Origin of the sequence: Neorhizobium vignae (assembly GCF_000732195.1) — a bacterium.
Lineage (GTDB): Bacteria > Pseudomonadota > Alphaproteobacteria > Rhizobiales > Rhizobiaceae > Neorhizobium > Neorhizobium vignae.
Genome location: NZ_JNNU01000013.1, coordinates 143,225 through 157,624 on the forward strand (window position 1 = coordinate 143,225; position 14,400 = coordinate 157,624).

Here is a 14,400-nt window from a genome sequence, read left to right on the forward strand (position 1 = left end):
ATCCAGGAGAGTGGATCAGCTCGCGACCCACTCCTCGAAACGTTCGGCGAGCTCCGCCGGGTCTATGCCCAAATTCGCCATGTCCTGCTCGAAGGTCAGCTTGTAGTTGTCCGGCGAGGTCGGCATGCGCTTGGCATCCGCCGGATCGACGAACTGGTTGGAGGCCGGGTTCAGCGCGCCATAGTCCGCAGCTTTGGAGAAGCCGGCGAGCGGTTTGGCACTGGTAGCGAACTCAACGAATTTCCTGGCGTTCTCGAGGTTGGGGGTCTTTTTGGCGACAACCCAATAGGCGCGTTCGATTTCGCCCTGGTTCCAGGTCATGGCAACCGGAGCGCCAGCCTTCTCAGCCTCGAAATAACGGCCGTGCCAGATGCCGATCATGTCGATCTCCCCGTCACGCAGGATCTGCGTCGACTGGGCCCCGGCAGTCCACCAGACGCGGATATGCGGCTTGATCTTGTCGAGCGACTTGAAGGCCCGGTCCACATCGAGCGGATAGAGATCCTTGACCGCGACACCGTCTGCCAGAAGCGCGATCGGGATGACGCGCGACGCATAACGCTGCAACGAGCGCCCGCCGGGAAATTTCTCGACGTTCCAGAAATCGGCCCAGGTCTTCGGAGTGTCCTTATATTTATCCTTGCGCCAGGCCATGACGGTCGCGAACGCATGCGAAGCGACACCGTTTTCGAAGAGGCCGCCTTTGTAAGGCTCCGTCAGTTTTTCAATGATGCCGGCCTGGTTGGCGCGCACCAGTTCGCCGCCGCCGAGCGTGGTGACGTCGAATTCGTAGGTGCCGGTCTTCACCTGCTGGGCGAGCTTGGCGAACGAGACCGGAGAAACCGTCTTCACCTGAATGCCGGTTTCAGCGGTGAACGGATCGATGAGATGGGTCTTTGCGGCAGCTTCCCAGGGACCGCCCCAGGTGTTCACGTAGAGGATCTTTTCCTGCGCGCGAGCGAGATAGGGAGCGGCGAGCGAAGCGGTTACCGCAACGCCGGCCGTCTTCAGGAAACGGCGGCGGTCAGGCATGAGAAATGTCTTCATTGCAGTCATTGCAGTTCTCCTCTTTTATGATTTTCCTGAAAGTGGCTTCGTAGAGCCGCAGCCAGTTCTTGTGGGCGATCTTTGCGACCTCTTGCTCCGAAAAGCCCACTGCGCGCAGACCGTCCGGGATCACCCTGATGTCTTCGACCTTCTGGAACCATTCCGGCGGCGCGGCCTTGAGCGGCTTGCCGGCGGCGCTCGCGCCATAATCCTCGCCACGGGTCCAACGGCCCTTGCGCATCCAGGCATAGTCCGGGGCAGTGAAATTGTGGCTCTTGTCGGTGCCGATCGCGACGGAATCGATGCCGGCAATGTCGACCGTGCGGGCAACCATCGTGCACCACGCCTCGATCGAGGCGCAGAACTCGTCGCCGGTGATGTTGCGGTAGGCGGCGCAGCCGATCACACCGCCGGTATCCTTCAGCGCCCGGATGACGTCATCCGACTTGTTGCGCTTGTGCATGAACAGCGACTGGGCATTGGCATGGGTGACGGCGATCGGCTTTTCGGAAGCCTTGATGGCATCGAGCGTCGTGCGGTCGCCGACATGGCTGCAATCGACCAGAATGCCGGCCGCGTTCATCTCGCGCACAACTTCCCTGCCGAAGCGCGCCAGGCCGGAATCCTCGGCCTCATAACAGGAGCCGCCGAGTTCATTCTGGTTGTTGTAGGTGAGCTGCACCACGCGCACGCCGAGTTCGGCGAACATCTCGACGAAGCGGACGCGGCCTTCGAACAGGTTGCTGTTCTGAAAGCCCATAATGACGGCGAGCTTGCCGGCGTCGGAAATGCGGGTGATGTCACCCGCCGTCAGTGCGATCTCGGCGATATCGGAATTGTCGCTGACCAGATCGCGCCAGCGGCCGATCTGGTCCATCGATTCGACGGTTCCTTCCCAGAACCCACAGGTATTGACGACCCCGCCGACGTCCCCTGCCCTCAGAGATTCAAAGGCGGCGCGATCGAAATGCCCGCATTGCAAACCATCGATGATCATGATCTTGCGCTTTCCTTCTGGCGTTCGGCCTTTTCGCGTTCAGAGAGCTTGGAGGACAGGAACGAGACGTCAGTCTCGTCGTCATTGTCCTTACGGCCGATGACGGTACCGTCCTCGTTGACGATCATCGGGCCGGCGTGGCGGCGCGAGACGATGCTATCGGTTGCTAGCGCCTGCTTTGCCAGGTGGTAGATGCGCCACCAGAGGTCGGTCTCGATTTCGGTGCCGTTTTCAAGAAGCGCCCAGAGGAGGGGATCGTCTTTGCGGACGTCGCCGGTGACAGCGGCCGGAACGGCCTTCAGCACGTTGCCGGACACGGAGATCGAAAGCCCCGACCGACCACCGAAACCCGTTGCAATCGCGAGCTCTTCCGGGTCCGTCGCACCTGCAACGGTCAGTTCCGCCGATCCGAACCGGGCCGTGAGTTCGCCAAGCAGATCGATTGCGGTCGGCAGCACGAACCAGACGTGTTCGCTCGCTGCATCGAGAGCGACGCGGTTGCCGTCTTCGGAGGCAATCGCGATACGGGCGGGAGCCGCTGACTTGAAGCGACCGAACCGCTGTTCGAACAGCTTGAACCCGCCAAGGCCGAGCTTCTGCGAATACATCGGAAAGTCGCAGACCGTGAGGAAGAAGCCCTTGGAAAGGCTGCTGAGCGAAAAAATCCGCTCGGACATCAGCCGCATTTCGCGAGGCATGACGCGCATGGAGGGAGAAAAATGCGAGGAGGTCATAGGACAGGTTCCGCCGGATAATACCAGGTGCCGGTGTAGCCGGCACGCAAATCGTCGGGGGTCGGTGCGCCGTGATAGAGCACGCCGCGCAGGTTGCGGCTCAGGAAGTCACGGGTCTTGTCGATGCCGTGGATGCCGACATTCATCAGCCGCACGAGATCGATCGGCACGAAAGCCTCCGCGTTGATGTTGACGCGGGGCGTGTGATAGCCCTGTCCGCGCAGGCTCTGAATGCGGGCCGCCATGTAGCGATGTTCGGGATGCTTCATCAGGAAGCGGGCAACACTGAGCGAGCCCTCCGCCCTGCCGAGATCGGCAAAAAGGGACTGGATGTTGCCGCAGACGTCGAGGCCGAGATCGAGCGCATCGGGGACCTCCTCGCGGGCGCCGCGGCGCGGTTCCTCCGCCGTCTCCGACTTGTACCAGACATATTTATAGGCCTCGGGGCCGGCCATGTCGGTGTCGAGCGCCCACTGATATTCGTCACGAACGAGTGCTATCAGCTGTTCTACGGTCTCAGCTGGCGAGACGATAAACTCGTCAGGACCATCAATCGCGGCCAGGAGCCTATCGGCCTCTTCCGGCACCAGCTCGATCAGCAACGACAGGAACGTTTCGAAGGCCTCGGGGATGAGCCTGGCTTCGAATTCGGCTGCAAGCACATCAAGCGGGAAATCCGTGTCACGGCCAAACACAGTGCCGCTGCGGCGGAATTCTTCGAGTGCTGCCACGACCTTTTCGAGGTCGGCCGCCACATCGGCGCTGGACGCAAATGTCTCGTAGACCATCTGGTCTTGTTTGCGAAAGACAATTGCCTGACGGACAAGGTCGAGCAGCCTCGCGATGCGGGCATCCGACGCGTCGAGCTCCAGCGCGCGCGCCATTGCGATCGCGCCTTCGCGTGCAGACAGAAGCCCGTTGATCAGGCGCGGATGTTTGTGGACGAAGAAGATGAGGCCGAGCGCCGAACCATTGCCGACGCCGATATAGCGGCGAAGCTGCGGGTCGAGACGCACGGCGGTCTCCGATTTCTTGGCCGCCAGATGTTCGACGAGATCGCAGGAGAATTCCCGCATCAGGTAGGCCGTCAGCAACTGGGCCTGCAGTACCCCACCGAGCGCGTGGCGTGATCCGAGCGACGGGAAGGAGCGCGTCCCGAACGTGCCGTTGCCGTCGAGGCCGGTATTGCGCATCAGGTAGCAGACCTTGGAAAGATCAGCGACCAAGGGCTGGCGGCCTTCTGCAAGCGCTTCGAGCGTCTGGTCGAAGACCCGCATCGAGCGGTTCGACCGGCACCAGATCAGCGTGCCGGCGGTTGCCCGGCCCGTATAGAGCTTCGGAATCTCCCGTCGCGCCGTTTCGATCTCCGCTTCGGTCGCCGGTCCTTCGATCAGCGCCCCCATCATATCCCAGGCCTGGCCGATGATGCGGCCGGTGCGGGCCGTCCGGCTCGGCGGGCGGGAAAAGCCGATGAAGGAAAATTCCTGGTCAGGCGCCTTGATGGAATAGACGACGATGCCTTCGGCATGTTCATCCACGTCGAAGAGGACATTGGAAATGTCCCAGCGCTCGCGGATCATCTTGTTCATGAACGCGCGTGTGCCGCTGAGCCGGCTCGGCTGGATCGCCGCCAGCCGCGAGGTCTTCATCACCTCGTCGCCCGGGCGCGGCTGTGGCATCGCCACCTGTTCGGAAGTCGCGGTCATGACCGTCAACGTTCTCCCTGCTGCATTTTCGTGATGGTGCGGGCGGTTTCGAGAAGCGGCTCGCGGAAGCTTTCGAGGGCGAAGCGCATCTCCGGCATGACCAGCGAGATCGTCGATGTGCACTTGCCGTGGAGATCGAAGATCGGCGCGGCGATTGCGACGACGCCGCTGTGTGTGTAGCCGCTCGACAAGGCGTAGCCATTGGCGCGGGCTTCGCCCAGAAGCTCTTCTGAAGCGAGCGGTTCGCCGCTCTCCTTCAGGCGGGCGAGCGTCACTTCGTCTGCGAAGGCGGTCAGGATGCGGCCGGATGCGGAACCCTCGAGCGACATGGTCGTGCCGATCTTCTGTTCCGCCCGCAGCACGCTTTCGGATTCGACGCGCGAGACGATGCAAGGCACCCCGCGATCGAGCACCGCCAGCGAAGCCGTCTCCTTCACCCGATGAACCAGCATTTCGATGATCGGCTGAACCCGCGTTCCGAGATTGGCCTGCTCCATGGCCGCCGCGGCAAGCCGGCAGGCGTGCATCGAGAGCCGATAGCGCATCTCGCGATCCTGCTCGACCCAGCCTGCTTCGATCAAAGTCAACAGCCGCTGGTAGGCGGTCGGTCGCGACAGCTCCATTGCAGACGCGATCTCCGGCAGCTTCATGCCGCGAGCGCTGGAGGCAAGCACGTCCAGCACGGCCATGGTCTTCAGGACCGTGGAGAGCGGGCGGACGCCGCCGTTTTCTTCTTGTATTCTATTTGAATATATCGTATCCATGTAGAATATAATCTGGCCGTCATTGATTTATGTCAATCGCGCCGGAGGCGATTGCGCGCGAAAAAGGGTGCGTTCATCGCTAAAGTGTTCAGGGTGTTCGGAATTTTTTTGCGTGGCTTTCAGCGCGCTTTAGGCAACGACCCTGCCCAGCAACGCAAATCTACACTCCTGACGTGTATCTACATACGAGGATGGAATTCGCGGCTGCCCGGTTGGCTGCCACCCCTGGCTACCATGGGAAAGGGATGGGCGCACTGCGTGAGCAAAATATTCGCATTTGCCGTCTTTATTTGCGGTTTTCTTTCAATCGCCACGTCCTATTTTCTGTCATCTAGTCGCCAGCAAGCACTGCTGAAAGGATGACCTAAATGTTCCGGCTGAAAACCATTATCGCTGCGGCCCTTATTCATGCGGCGGCCCTTACGCCGTCCTTCGCCGGCGAAAACCTCGCTGCCATCAAATCCTCCGGTATCTTCAAGATCGGTACGGAGGGGACCTACGCGCCGTTCACCTTCCATGACGCAAGCGGCAAGCTCGTCGGTTTCGACGTGGAGATCGGACAAGCCGTTGCCGCGAAAATCGGCGTCAAGGCCGAGTTCCTGGAAGGCAAGTGGGACGGCCTTATCGCGGGTCTCGACGCCAAGCGTTACGATGCCGTCATCAACCAGGTCGGCATCACTGAAGCCCGCAAGCAGAAATACGATTTCTCCGAGCCCTACATCGCTTCCAAGGCGGTGCTGATCGTTCGCCAGGACAACAGCGACATCAAGGGCTTCGCAGATCTCAAGGGCAAAAAATCCGCCCAGTCCCTGACCAGCAATTTCGGCAGGATCGCCGAACAAGCGGGCGCAGAACTCGTGGGCACGGACGGCTTCGACCAGTCGATCCAGCTTGTGCTGACACGCCGCGCCGACGCGACGATCAATGACAGCCTCTCCTTCCTGGATTTCAAGAAGCAGAAGCCCGACGCGCCGGTAAAGATCGCAGCACAGCAGGACAATGCCGACTATTCCGGCATCATCATCCGCAAAGGCGAACCGGAACTGCTCGCAGCGATCAACAAGGCATTGGCAGACATCAAGGCCGACGGTACCTACCAGAAGATTTCCGACAAATATTTCGGGCAGGACGTCTCCAAGTAAGCTGCCAAGTCGTTCCTGAATGCATGAATCCAGCGTCCGGCGCCTGCGCCGGACGCGTCATTTTTTGAGGATCACATCGTGCCGCATTGGCTTCAATTGATGTCGGATTCACTTCCGACCCTCCTATGGGCGGGCATCCGCTTTACGGTTCCGCTGACATTGCTGTCCTTCTTCTTGGGGCTCATCCTCGGCCTGATCACGGCGGTTACGCGGCTCTTCGGCCCGGCACCACTTGCGCTCATCGCCCGGTTTTACGTCTGGGTGATCCGCGGCACGCCGCTTCTTGTGCAGCTTTTCGTGATCTTCTACGGTCTGCCGAGCATCGGCATCCTGCTTGACGCCTTCCCCGCTGCGCTGATCGGTTTTACCTTGAATATCGGCGCCTACAGTTCCGAAATCATCCGCGCAGTCATCTCCTCGGTCCCGAAGGGGCAGTGGGAAGCGGCCTATTCGATCGGCATGTCATGGCGCCAGGCGATGAGCCGCACCATCCTGCCGCAGGCGGCGCGCGTCGCCGTGCCGCCGCTTTCGAATACCTTCATCTCGCTCGTCAAGGATACGTCACTTGCCGCGGCGATCACAGTGCCGGAGCTCTTCCAGGCGGCCCAGCGGATCGTCGCGACGACCTACGAACCGCTGATCCTCTATATCGAGGCGGCCCTGATCTATCTGGCCTTGAGCTCGGTGCTGTCGTCGTTGCAGAACAGACTTGAAAAGCGTTTCGCCCGTTATGGCGGCATGATGGAGTCAAACCGATGATCGAGCTTTCCAACATCGAAAAGCGGTTCGGCGATGCGGTCATCCTGAAGGACGTCAGCCTCGGCATCCCCGAGGGAAGTGTCACTGCACTGATCGGTCCCTCCGGCGGCGGCAAGAGCACGCTGCTCCGCTGCATCAACCTCCTCGAGATACCCACGGCCGGTTCCGTCCGCATCGGCGATGAAAAGCTCGACTTCGAGCCCGGCATCAAGATCGGCTGGACGTCGATCCAGAAGATCCGCCGCCAGACCGGCATGGTCTTCCAGAACTTTCAGCTCTTTCCGCATCGCACAGCGATCGAGAACGTCATGGAAGGGCTGACGACCGTTCTCAAATGGCCGCGCGAAAAGGCCCATAGCCGCGCCAGCGAACTGCTAACCAAGGTAGGAATGGCGCATAAGACCGACGCCTGGCCGTCAGAGCTTTCCGGCGGACAACAACAAAGGGTGGCGATCGCCCGGGCGCTTGCACCTTCGCCCCGCGTTCTTCTTTGCGACGAACCGACCTCTGCTCTCGATCCCGAACTGTCCGCCGAAGTCATCGATGTGCTTGGACGGCTCGCAGCCGAGGGCACGACGATGGTGATGGCGACACACGACCTGCGCCTTGCCTCGCGGATCGCCAATCACGTGGTTTTCCTCGAGAGTGGGAAAGTGGTCGAATCCGGCAGAGCGGAAGCGATCTTTGGTGATCCGAGACAGGACCGCACGAAGAGCTTCATCTCATCGATCAACGCGGCGCAGACGACGCATATCTAGGCGCCGTTCTTCCCGCCGAACGTGGGCGCCGGGCCTGCGCTTCCACATGCCGACGGATGACAAATCCGAATTGTGAAACGGCACCGAAGGTTGCCCCCCTTCAAAAGGCTGTAAGCACCTGACTATCCTTGCAAACTCGCAAAGAGGGCGGGGTCATCATCGGCGCCGATCGTGACCCACCCGATCTGCATTTCATCTCAGTAGATCAAGACCTTACGGGACCGCGATAGGGGTCAACCTTTGATGCCGGTTCACAACGCAGTGATAAATCAACGTTCTTCCATCAATCAATGCGGATTTCCAAGTGCTCCCAAGATGATGGGCGAAATTGCTGCCCTGAGGCGTCAATCTTCGGGAAGAGCATCCGGCCATTGCTGCGCCCCATGGAGGACACGCAGTACGCGGACTGTCGTCTCTGTCACTGTATAGGCGGCGACATAAGGCGTACCGGAAACGACCAGTTCGCGTGTCCCCACAATCCGGCCGGGACGACCGCTTTCCGGGAAGTCCTGAAGTCGACGGGCCGCAACCACGATCCGTTCATCAACCGTGATCGCGGCGACAGGATTATCGGCCTCAATATGCGTGAATATATCATCGCGATCAGAGAGCGCGAAGGCGGACCAGACGAGCTTCACGTTTTCAGGTCGCGTGCTCTGTGCCGGGCCGCTGCTCGACGCTCCGCGAAATGCGCCTCGGCCTCATTGTCCGGGATGTCGGGCCGCGTGTCGCTCAGGGCCTCCAACACCTTGGCCCGGAACCAAGCATCATGTCCCTCGCTGCTGGTCACCAACTCAAGCGGTAGGGAGCCTTCGTTGGCAGTTCGGGTCAGCAGGATCCGAACTGCATCGGACACTGTCAGCCCCATGCTTTCGAGCACGGCGGACGCGCGATCCCGGACCTCGGCGTCAATGCGGGTCTGAACGAGAGCATTAGCGGCCATAAGCAGTTTCCTCTGTTACGCGCAATGTAATGCAACCGAATGACAAAAACCAGAGGGCTCAACATGCTGGAGATGTTTTTGCATACATAGGACCACAGATAGACCTGCCTGCAGTAGGCTGCGCACGTCATCCGCGCGAAACCTAAAACCCACCCAAGTATGCTGCGCAAGCCGCTCTAGCATGACGTCGTCTTGAACCGATACGGACCTTCGACCCGGTCGTGGCGTCGACGGCCTGGACGCTCAGCGAAGAATGCCCGCATCGCTCGCGGCCGCTCTGAAAGCTGATGCCGCCGTGGACGGATCGCCTCGACCTTCGGCAGCTTCCATGCAGGCTCGCTTGGCTAAAGCAAAGAAGTCTCCTCCCTTTTGTGGCCAGCAAGTCATCAAGTATGCCAAGGCGTCCCGGCTGCCGCGAATGCTCTTGAAGTGATCGCCCGGGCCAATAACGACCTCAACTGGCTCATCCCAGAGATCATGGTCCATCAGCTGCTCCATGGGTTCCGACCTTTGAGGAACGCGAGTGGTCAGGGCTCGTTCCGGGGTTAGGGCTTTGGTCCCAAACACGGCAGAGATCCACAGCGCTACCGGCCGCCCCTCGGTTGATCCCGAGCTGATGATGCGGATGCTGATTGCCGGCCACTCCCTGTGCATATACTGGCCGGGAGGTGGTATTACTCAGATCGCATTTGGACCTGCGCAAATCCGCACCAGATCGGCAAGGATCGTCCGAAGCTCCGGCCACGGCGCTTCCTGGAGGGCAGAGCGTGGATCCTCCATTTCCAGGAGGGAATGCAGCTTCACCGCGACGCCGGCGACGGATTGAGGCGCGGTGCTCCACAATTCCTTGGCCAACGCCTCCTCGGCACCTGCGATTTCCTCCTCGGCTTTTTTCGCCCTCGTATATCCGAGCCGCCTGTCCGCCGTCTTCCATTCGCTCCGGCTTGCGGCCAGTGCGGCCCTTGCTTGCCGCCGCATTTCATCCTGATCCGCGTTCGGCAAAAGACGGTCGATCTCCCGACCGGAATAGGCCCAGATGAAACCACAGTCTTCGGAGAGCAGGACTCTCGTGCGGGGGAAACTTCCGAATTCTTGAAGCAACTCCGTCTCGAGTTTTTGCTGCCGGCGGCAGGCTTCCCCGCAGAGTCTGTGGGCAACCAGCCAATCTCTCCAAAGTGATACCACCGGATCGTCTTGCTCCGATCTCTCCGTCCGCACCATTGCACCTGCCGGGGCGGGCGCCATCGCGATCGAAGCCGCAACGCGTGTAAGAAAGTTTCTGCGCGTGGTCGCTGGAGAGGCATCCCTATTCCCGGAAGAGGCCATTGGAACCGCCTCCGATCACAACAAGATCCGTGAGCAGGCCCACGGTGATTTTCGGCGGGTGATTGCAGACAAAGTTCTGCTATTCTCAGAATCAGCCATGATCCAAGCTCCAGAAACCAGGTTGTGGTTGAGCCTCACGCTAAGGACGAAGGCTGGGTCAATTCGTAACAGGGATACGATAACGGTAGATGATTTGCATTTCAATAAGAAATCGTAGCGGTGATACGAATTGAAACCGATCCAGTGCAAAATGGCTCGGACAGCTCTTGGCTGGGGCACGCGTGATCTAGCCAGGAACGCCGGGGTTTCCCCAGACACGATTGCGAGACTCGAACGAGGTGAGAACTTGCGCGCCTCGACAATTTCTGCTGTCCAGAGCGCCATCGAAGCAGCCGGTATCGAATTCATTCCCGAGAATGGCGGCGGCGTAGGTGTACGTTTCGCGCGGGCGACCGAGCACGAGAAGTAGCGCCACTGTTCGAGACGCCCGACGGCAGTTAGATACCGCCCCGGACGAGAATCAATCGAGTTACAGAACCCCCTCTCCCATCCAAGGCCCGATCAAGCTCAGCAAAAGCGATCAATGCGCGAAAGAGTGCAGCCGAGCGGCAAGCGCCGTTGAAGCAAAAGCATTCGAGACGCTCGGCATTTCACCCGACGCGACACCTGAAGAGATCAGGAGGCGCTACAAGGAGAAACTCAAGATGCACCACCCGGACGCCGATCAAGGCGATCGCAATTCGGAAGACGAGCTCCGGGCGGCCATAGAAGCTCATAAGATCCTCAAGCTCAACGGCTTCTGTTGAAACTTGGCGACGTTGCTTTCTTCTGTTGACGCCCCGGTTCCCGGCACTCCGTTTGTCCGCGACGTCAAATAAACCACCTGACTTTCAAGGTGAAAGACAACTGTCGTTTTGCATTTAACCGGGCTCTTCCTCACTTTGTGTGGAGCCGTGGCAGCATTCGTGCCTTCAGCAGTTCGGGACCTGCCCTACCGTACATCGAGCGCTTGAGGGTCTTGAGGCGGTTGATCTGGCCTTCGGCCTGTCCGTTGCTCCAAGGTAGCTCGACGGCGTTGTTGACGGCATCGAGGTCCCTGCGCAGGACGCGAGCGAACCGCATGATCGGAATGAGTTCGGAATCGATCGCATCGTCGATCCACGCATCCAGTGGCGCCGATGTCTTGCCGCGAAGAATGCCGTTGAAGCGCATCGCCAGGCGTCGCATCTCGGCGAACGCCTCAGATCCCTGCTTCAGGGCATCGACTTTCCTTGCCTGCCAGTCCGTCAGCAGGCCTCGCGGCTTGATGCACAGCGCTGCGGCAACCACTGGCGAAATCGCATGACCGGTGTCCGGATCTCGAACCGCTTCCAGCTTCGACGCGACTGGCGGAACATCATTGCCCTGTCCCCTTTCGGCCCGCCGCCAAGCTCCGAGCAACCGCTCCAGATTGGCGAAGCTGCCGGTGTAGCCGCGCTGCTTGACGTCATGAAACAGATGCCGTCCGCGCCGATTCCCATCCTTCCAGCATTGGGCAAGGAAGGCTTCGAAATACCATGGTGATGTGGGGTTCAGTGCCGACCGTCGCCTGTCTGGCGGAGCCTTGAACTTGAGCCACTTCGTTACGCTGCGACGTTCATAGCCGGTCCGTCTGGCGATCTCGCTGTAGGACAGCCCTTCCTGGCGCAAAGCATGAAGCATGTCGAATATTTCCTGGCGGGATTGCCTATGCGAAAGACGGGCGCGCCGGCGATGCGTCGCAGCGTCAACAATTGCGTCCTCCGATCGGCGACCTGCTTGGCCTTCGGTGCGCCTTCACGGGTGGCCTGCGCATACAGGCCGCAGCGGTCGCGACTGACGACCTCGATGGAGGGATGGTCACGCAGCCACTTGGCGGCACTCTCGACGCTGCGATCATCCAGTATGTCGATGACCGAGCGTCGCTCGAGATCGACCATGATGGTCCCATAACTCGTCGCCCGCCGCCAGCTCCAATCATCAATACCGACCACCCGTATCTCGGAACTGCGTTGAGCCGCCGCAGCATCCCGCTTCAACTGCCGCAGAATGGTGTCGTCGCTGACCGGCATGCCGAGCCGCTCCATCAACCGCTCACCAGGACGGCCGCCGGCGCTGTGGCCGAGCAAGCCGACAATCTCCCCGACCCTTCTCGTCCGGCGCGCATAAGGAGCAGCGATCGTCGGCAGTCGGTCGGTGAACGTTCGTCGTGCGCAGTCCCCATGTGCACATCGCCAGCGGCTCACCAAGAGTTTCACTGTCACCGACTGACCCTGGACCGGCAGATTCCGGAGACTACGGCGAGACCAGCCATGCCTACTTCGGCTTCGCCGTCCACAATCGGGGCAGATGCCGATCGCGGATCCAGCGGCGGAAACAATCCACCTGTCGTCAACAGTGAGCGCGACACCCAGTATCTTGACCCCTGGGCCGGGCGACCATTTCGAATTTGTTCGCATGCCCGCCCATAGCGACAACCTTGCTAACGACAGGTGAACCACACAAAGTGAGGAAGAACCCGTTTAAGTGCCAAACGACACCGGATTTCCGCCCAGAGCCGTTGGAAGCGTCACTTATGGTCCCTCATCGCCAAAACCTGTCACGCCGTGTCCGAGCGTTCATGGGATGGATCGAAGAGGTGCCCGGCCTTATCTCGAATAGCTTGGTCGCCGCTCAGCGCCAGAAGGAGACATCCGCCTGGGCGCCGATCAAGGTCGCTCCTCCCTGCACCTTCAGACTAAGGCGACGCCACGGCGACAGTGGCCGCGTCGCACGATCATCGCTGAACCTGGCTCGGCTTATGTGATGGCTAGCGACGCAAGAACCCTCTGGGCGCATTCCATCCCGTCGATCGACGAGCTTCGGTATTCAGTACTTTGCTCGAACTGAAACCCGGGACATGAAGGTAGGCAATGCCGGTTGCGTTCGAAAAAAGAGGGCTGCGGCGTATCTGAAGAAGACGCTGGATCAGCTAAAGACGAGGACGCCGGTGGTTCCGGTGAAAGGCAAGAACTACGCGTTTCCGCAGCCGACATTGATCGCGGAGATGGAATTCCGCGACTGGACGGACGACGGCAACCTGCGGCAGACATCTTACAAAGGCCTTCGGGATATTCAGGACATTCGTCATCAGCCAGCTTCACGACAACGGATACGGCACCAGCGGCATTGTCTGAGTCGTCGTCCTTGGCATCGAAGATATTGGTAATCTGCCTAACGCGACAGTCGCTGGGCGCAGTTGTATTTATTCCCGTGGACTCAGTGAAAATAGAGTGCAAGAAGGATCAGCACCCATCTCACAACCCCCGAGGACCGAATATGAAATTCAATGGCATACGTCTGGCTCTTGCTACCGCTGCTTATACTATCGCGTCGACTGCGCTTGTGCCTAATGGCGCGCATGCAGCAGAGTACTCTTTCACAGCTACCAACGGAACCAAATCTCCCGTTACCAAAGTACTCGTGTCGGAAAACAAGAAGGACTGGGGATACTTCGACATTGGCAGCGGCATCAAACCAGGTACCACCGTAGATCTCGTATGGGACAAAAGCACAAATAGCGAAAGCTGCACTCAATGGGTCAAGGCAAACTTTGCAGACGGCAGCGAGTCTGAACCCGCCAAGTTCGATTTCTGCGAAGATGGACTTGAGATCGAGTTCTAAATTCACATAGCCCACAGTGACGGGTGACCGCCTCAAGGGCGGTCACGATGCGCTTCGAACTCAGCGTGACGAGCGCCTGCCTTATCCCCGACGCTTCAACTCTGCCTCGATTGCAGCATTAGCTTCCTCGCCATTGCTGATTGGTTTATCGCTGAGCTTTGTCGCGAGGTAGCGGCGCTCCTGTCAATTGAGATCGCGCCAGCCGCCGGGGATTGTCACGCCATCCGCTGGCGTCGAATGCACTAGCACCACCGGTCTCACCGCCCACGATCAGGTCAGCAATGGCCTTCTGCGCACCGATCTTGTAGGCCTGAATTTGGGAAGACGGTATCGCGATCGTGTCCCTTAAAGCTCGGATTGCCGTCACTGCGAGCGCCAATAGACGCTGTCGTTCAGATCTGCCCAGGCTCTCAATCTCGTTGGCGGCTCGCACCAATTCGGAATGAAGTCGGTCGTGGAGCTCATCGTAGCTTGTTTCGATCGGACCATTTCGGCTTAAATCGTAAAGGCGGCCAAGGTGGGACGCTGACGGGAGGACGTGGA

General features: G+C 59.8%; 14 protein-coding genes and 3 pseudogenes. 7 read left to right on the forward strand and 10 right to left on the reverse strand.

Annotated features, from left to right (window positions below; all coding sequences use genetic code 11):
- Nucleotides 1-15: 15 nt before the first annotated feature.
- Genes GQ59_RS21960 through GQ59_RS21980 form a run of 5 tightly spaced genes read right to left on the reverse strand, consistent with a single transcriptional unit; the run spans nt 16 to nt 5,248 of the window.
- A complete protein-coding gene (locus GQ59_RS21960; RefSeq protein WP_051904125.1) occupies nt 16-1,056 on the reverse strand; it encodes an ABC transporter substrate-binding protein in 1,041 nt (346 codons plus the stop codon).
- On the reverse strand, nt 1,025-2,044 hold the full coding sequence (locus GQ59_RS21965; protein WP_051904126.1) for a dipeptidase: 1,020 nt from the start codon (nt 2,042-2,044) through the stop codon (nt 1,025-1,027). Before GQ59_RS21965 ends, GQ59_RS21960 begins: the two co-directional genes overlap by 32 nt.
- Complete coding sequence (locus GQ59_RS21970; protein WP_037085020.1) at nt 2,041-2,778, reverse strand: hypothetical protein; 738 nt, start codon at nt 2,776-2,778, stop codon at nt 2,041-2,043. The genes GQ59_RS21965 and GQ59_RS21970 overlap by 4 nt, the downstream gene beginning before the upstream one ends.
- Nucleotides 2,775-4,484 carry a hypothetical protein gene (locus GQ59_RS21975; protein ID WP_037085022.1) on the reverse strand — a complete coding sequence of 570 codons (1,710 nt, stop codon included), beginning with the start codon at nt 4,482-4,484 and terminating at the stop codon, nt 2,775-2,777. The genes GQ59_RS21970 and GQ59_RS21975 overlap by 4 nt, the downstream gene beginning before the upstream one ends.
- Before the next feature lie 5 nt (nt 4,485-4,489).
- The gene (locus GQ59_RS21980; protein WP_051904127.1) at nt 4,490-5,248 is read right to left on the reverse strand and encodes an IclR family transcriptional regulator; all 759 of its coding nucleotides are present in this window, start codon (nt 5,246-5,248) and stop codon (nt 4,490-4,492) included.
- Nucleotides 5,249-5,616: 368 nt separating this feature from the next.
- On the opposite strand from GQ59_RS21980, the gene GQ59_RS21985 reads away from it, so the two are divergent.
- From GQ59_RS21985 to GQ59_RS21995, 3 genes are all read left to right on the forward strand, one after another.
- Nucleotides 5,617-6,390, forward strand: coding sequence for an amino acid ABC transporter substrate-binding protein (locus tag GQ59_RS21985; RefSeq protein ID WP_037085023.1), 774 nt, complete (start codon nt 5,617-5,619; stop codon nt 6,388-6,390).
- A gap of 78 nt (nt 6,391-6,468) precedes the next feature.
- Nucleotides 6,469-7,149: an amino acid ABC transporter permease gene (locus GQ59_RS21990; protein WP_037085025.1), complete on the forward strand. Its 681-nt coding sequence runs from the start codon at nt 6,469-6,471 to the stop codon at nt 7,147-7,149.
- Nucleotides 7,146-7,907, forward strand: a complete 762-nt coding sequence (locus tag GQ59_RS21995) for an amino acid ABC transporter ATP-binding protein (protein ID WP_037085027.1) — start codon at nt 7,146-7,148, stop codon at nt 7,905-7,907. Before GQ59_RS21990 ends, GQ59_RS21995 begins: the two co-directional genes overlap by 4 nt.
- A gap of 344 nt (nt 7,908-8,251) precedes the next feature.
- Here GQ59_RS21995 and GQ59_RS22000 read toward each other — a convergent pair whose 3' ends face one another.
- The 4 genes from GQ59_RS22000 to GQ59_RS32385 form a co-directional block, all read right to left on the reverse strand.
- On the reverse strand, nt 8,252-8,545 hold the full coding sequence (locus GQ59_RS22000) for a type II toxin-antitoxin system RelE/ParE family toxin (protein WP_037085028.1): 294 nt from the start codon (nt 8,543-8,545) through the stop codon (nt 8,252-8,254).
- Nucleotides 8,542-8,850 carry a type II toxin-antitoxin system RelB/DinJ family antitoxin gene (locus tag GQ59_RS22005; protein WP_037085031.1) on the reverse strand — a complete coding sequence of 103 codons (309 nt, stop codon included), beginning with the start codon at nt 8,848-8,850 and terminating at the stop codon, nt 8,542-8,544. The genes GQ59_RS22000 and GQ59_RS22005 overlap by 4 nt, the downstream gene beginning before the upstream one ends.
- Nucleotides 8,851-9,093: 243 nt before the next feature.
- On the reverse strand, nt 9,094-9,336 hold the full coding sequence (locus GQ59_RS22010; protein WP_037085155.1) for a DUF982 domain-containing protein: 243 nt from the start codon (nt 9,334-9,336) through the stop codon (nt 9,094-9,096).
- A 192-nt stretch (nt 9,337-9,528) separates the two neighbouring features.
- Nucleotides 9,529-9,951 carry a hypothetical protein gene (locus GQ59_RS32385; protein WP_156376359.1) on the reverse strand — a complete coding sequence of 141 codons (423 nt, stop codon included), beginning with the start codon at nt 9,949-9,951 and terminating at the stop codon, nt 9,529-9,531.
- A 475-nt stretch (nt 9,952-10,426) separates the two neighbouring features.
- Between GQ59_RS32385 and GQ59_RS22025 the strand changes: the two genes are divergently transcribed.
- Together GQ59_RS22025 and GQ59_RS22030 are read left to right on the forward strand one after the other, a co-directional pair.
- Nucleotides 10,427-10,645 carry a helix-turn-helix domain-containing protein gene (locus GQ59_RS22025; RefSeq protein ID WP_037085034.1) on the forward strand — a complete coding sequence of 73 codons (219 nt, stop codon included), beginning with the start codon at nt 10,427-10,429 and terminating at the stop codon, nt 10,643-10,645.
- 44 nt (nt 10,646-10,689) lie between these two features.
- Nucleotides 10,690-10,982 (forward strand): annotated as a pseudogene (locus tag GQ59_RS22030) (J domain-containing protein); the annotation flags it as partial.
- Nucleotides 10,983-11,112: 130 nt separating this feature from the next.
- Here GQ59_RS22030 and GQ59_RS22035 read toward each other — a convergent pair.
- Nucleotides 11,113-12,653 (reverse strand): annotated as a pseudogene (locus tag GQ59_RS22035) (ISL3 family transposase).
- 479 nt (nt 12,654-13,132) lie between these two features.
- Between GQ59_RS22035 and GQ59_RS32045 the strand changes: the two are divergent.
- Nucleotides 13,133-13,402, forward strand: a pseudogene (locus GQ59_RS32045) (ATP dependent DNA ligase); the annotation flags it as partial.
- Nucleotides 13,403-13,512: 110 nt separating this feature from the next.
- A complete protein-coding gene (locus GQ59_RS31380) occupies nt 13,513-13,857 on the forward strand; it encodes a hypothetical protein (protein WP_037085036.1) in 345 nt (114 codons plus the stop codon).
- Nucleotides 13,858-14,400 lie beyond the last annotated feature (543 nt).

Bases quoted from the DNA above. Each gene is read 5' to 3' on its own strand.
- GQ59_RS21960 (WP_051904125.1), bottom strand. From the start codon at position 1,056: ATGACTGCAATGAAGACATTTCTCATGCCTGACCGCCGCCGTTTCCTG.
- GQ59_RS21965 (WP_051904126.1), bottom strand. From the start codon at position 2,044: ATGATCATCGATGGTTTGCAATGCGGGCATTTCGATCGCGCCGCCTTT.
- GQ59_RS21970 (WP_037085020.1), bottom strand. From the start codon at position 2,778: ATGACCTCCTCGCATTTTTCTCCCTCCATGCGCGTCATGCCTCGCGAA.
- GQ59_RS21975 (WP_037085022.1), bottom strand. From the start codon at position 4,484: ATGACCGCGACTTCCGAACAGGTGGCGATGCCACAGCCGCGCCCGGGC.
- GQ59_RS21980 (WP_051904127.1), bottom strand. From the start codon at position 5,248: ATGGATACGATATATTCAAATAGAATACAAGAAGAAAACGGCGGCGTC.
- GQ59_RS21985 (WP_037085023.1), top strand. From the start codon at position 5,617: ATGTTCCGGCTGAAAACCATTATCGCTGCGGCCCTTATTCATGCGGCG.
- GQ59_RS21995 (WP_037085027.1), top strand. From the start codon at position 7,146: ATGATCGAGCTTTCCAACATCGAAAAGCGGTTCGGCGATGCGGTCATC.
- GQ59_RS22005 (WP_037085031.1), bottom strand. From the start codon at position 8,850: ATGGCCGCTAATGCTCTCGTTCAGACCCGCATTGACGCCGAGGTCCGG.
- GQ59_RS22010 (WP_037085155.1), bottom strand. From the start codon at position 9,336: ATGGACCATGATCTCTGGGATGAGCCAGTTGAGGTCGTTATTGGCCCG.
- GQ59_RS22025 (WP_037085034.1), top strand. From the start codon at position 10,427: ATGGCTCGGACAGCTCTTGGCTGGGGCACGCGTGATCTAGCCAGGAAC.
- GQ59_RS31380 (WP_037085036.1), top strand. From the start codon at position 13,513: ATGAAATTCAATGGCATACGTCTGGCTCTTGCTACCGCTGCTTATACT.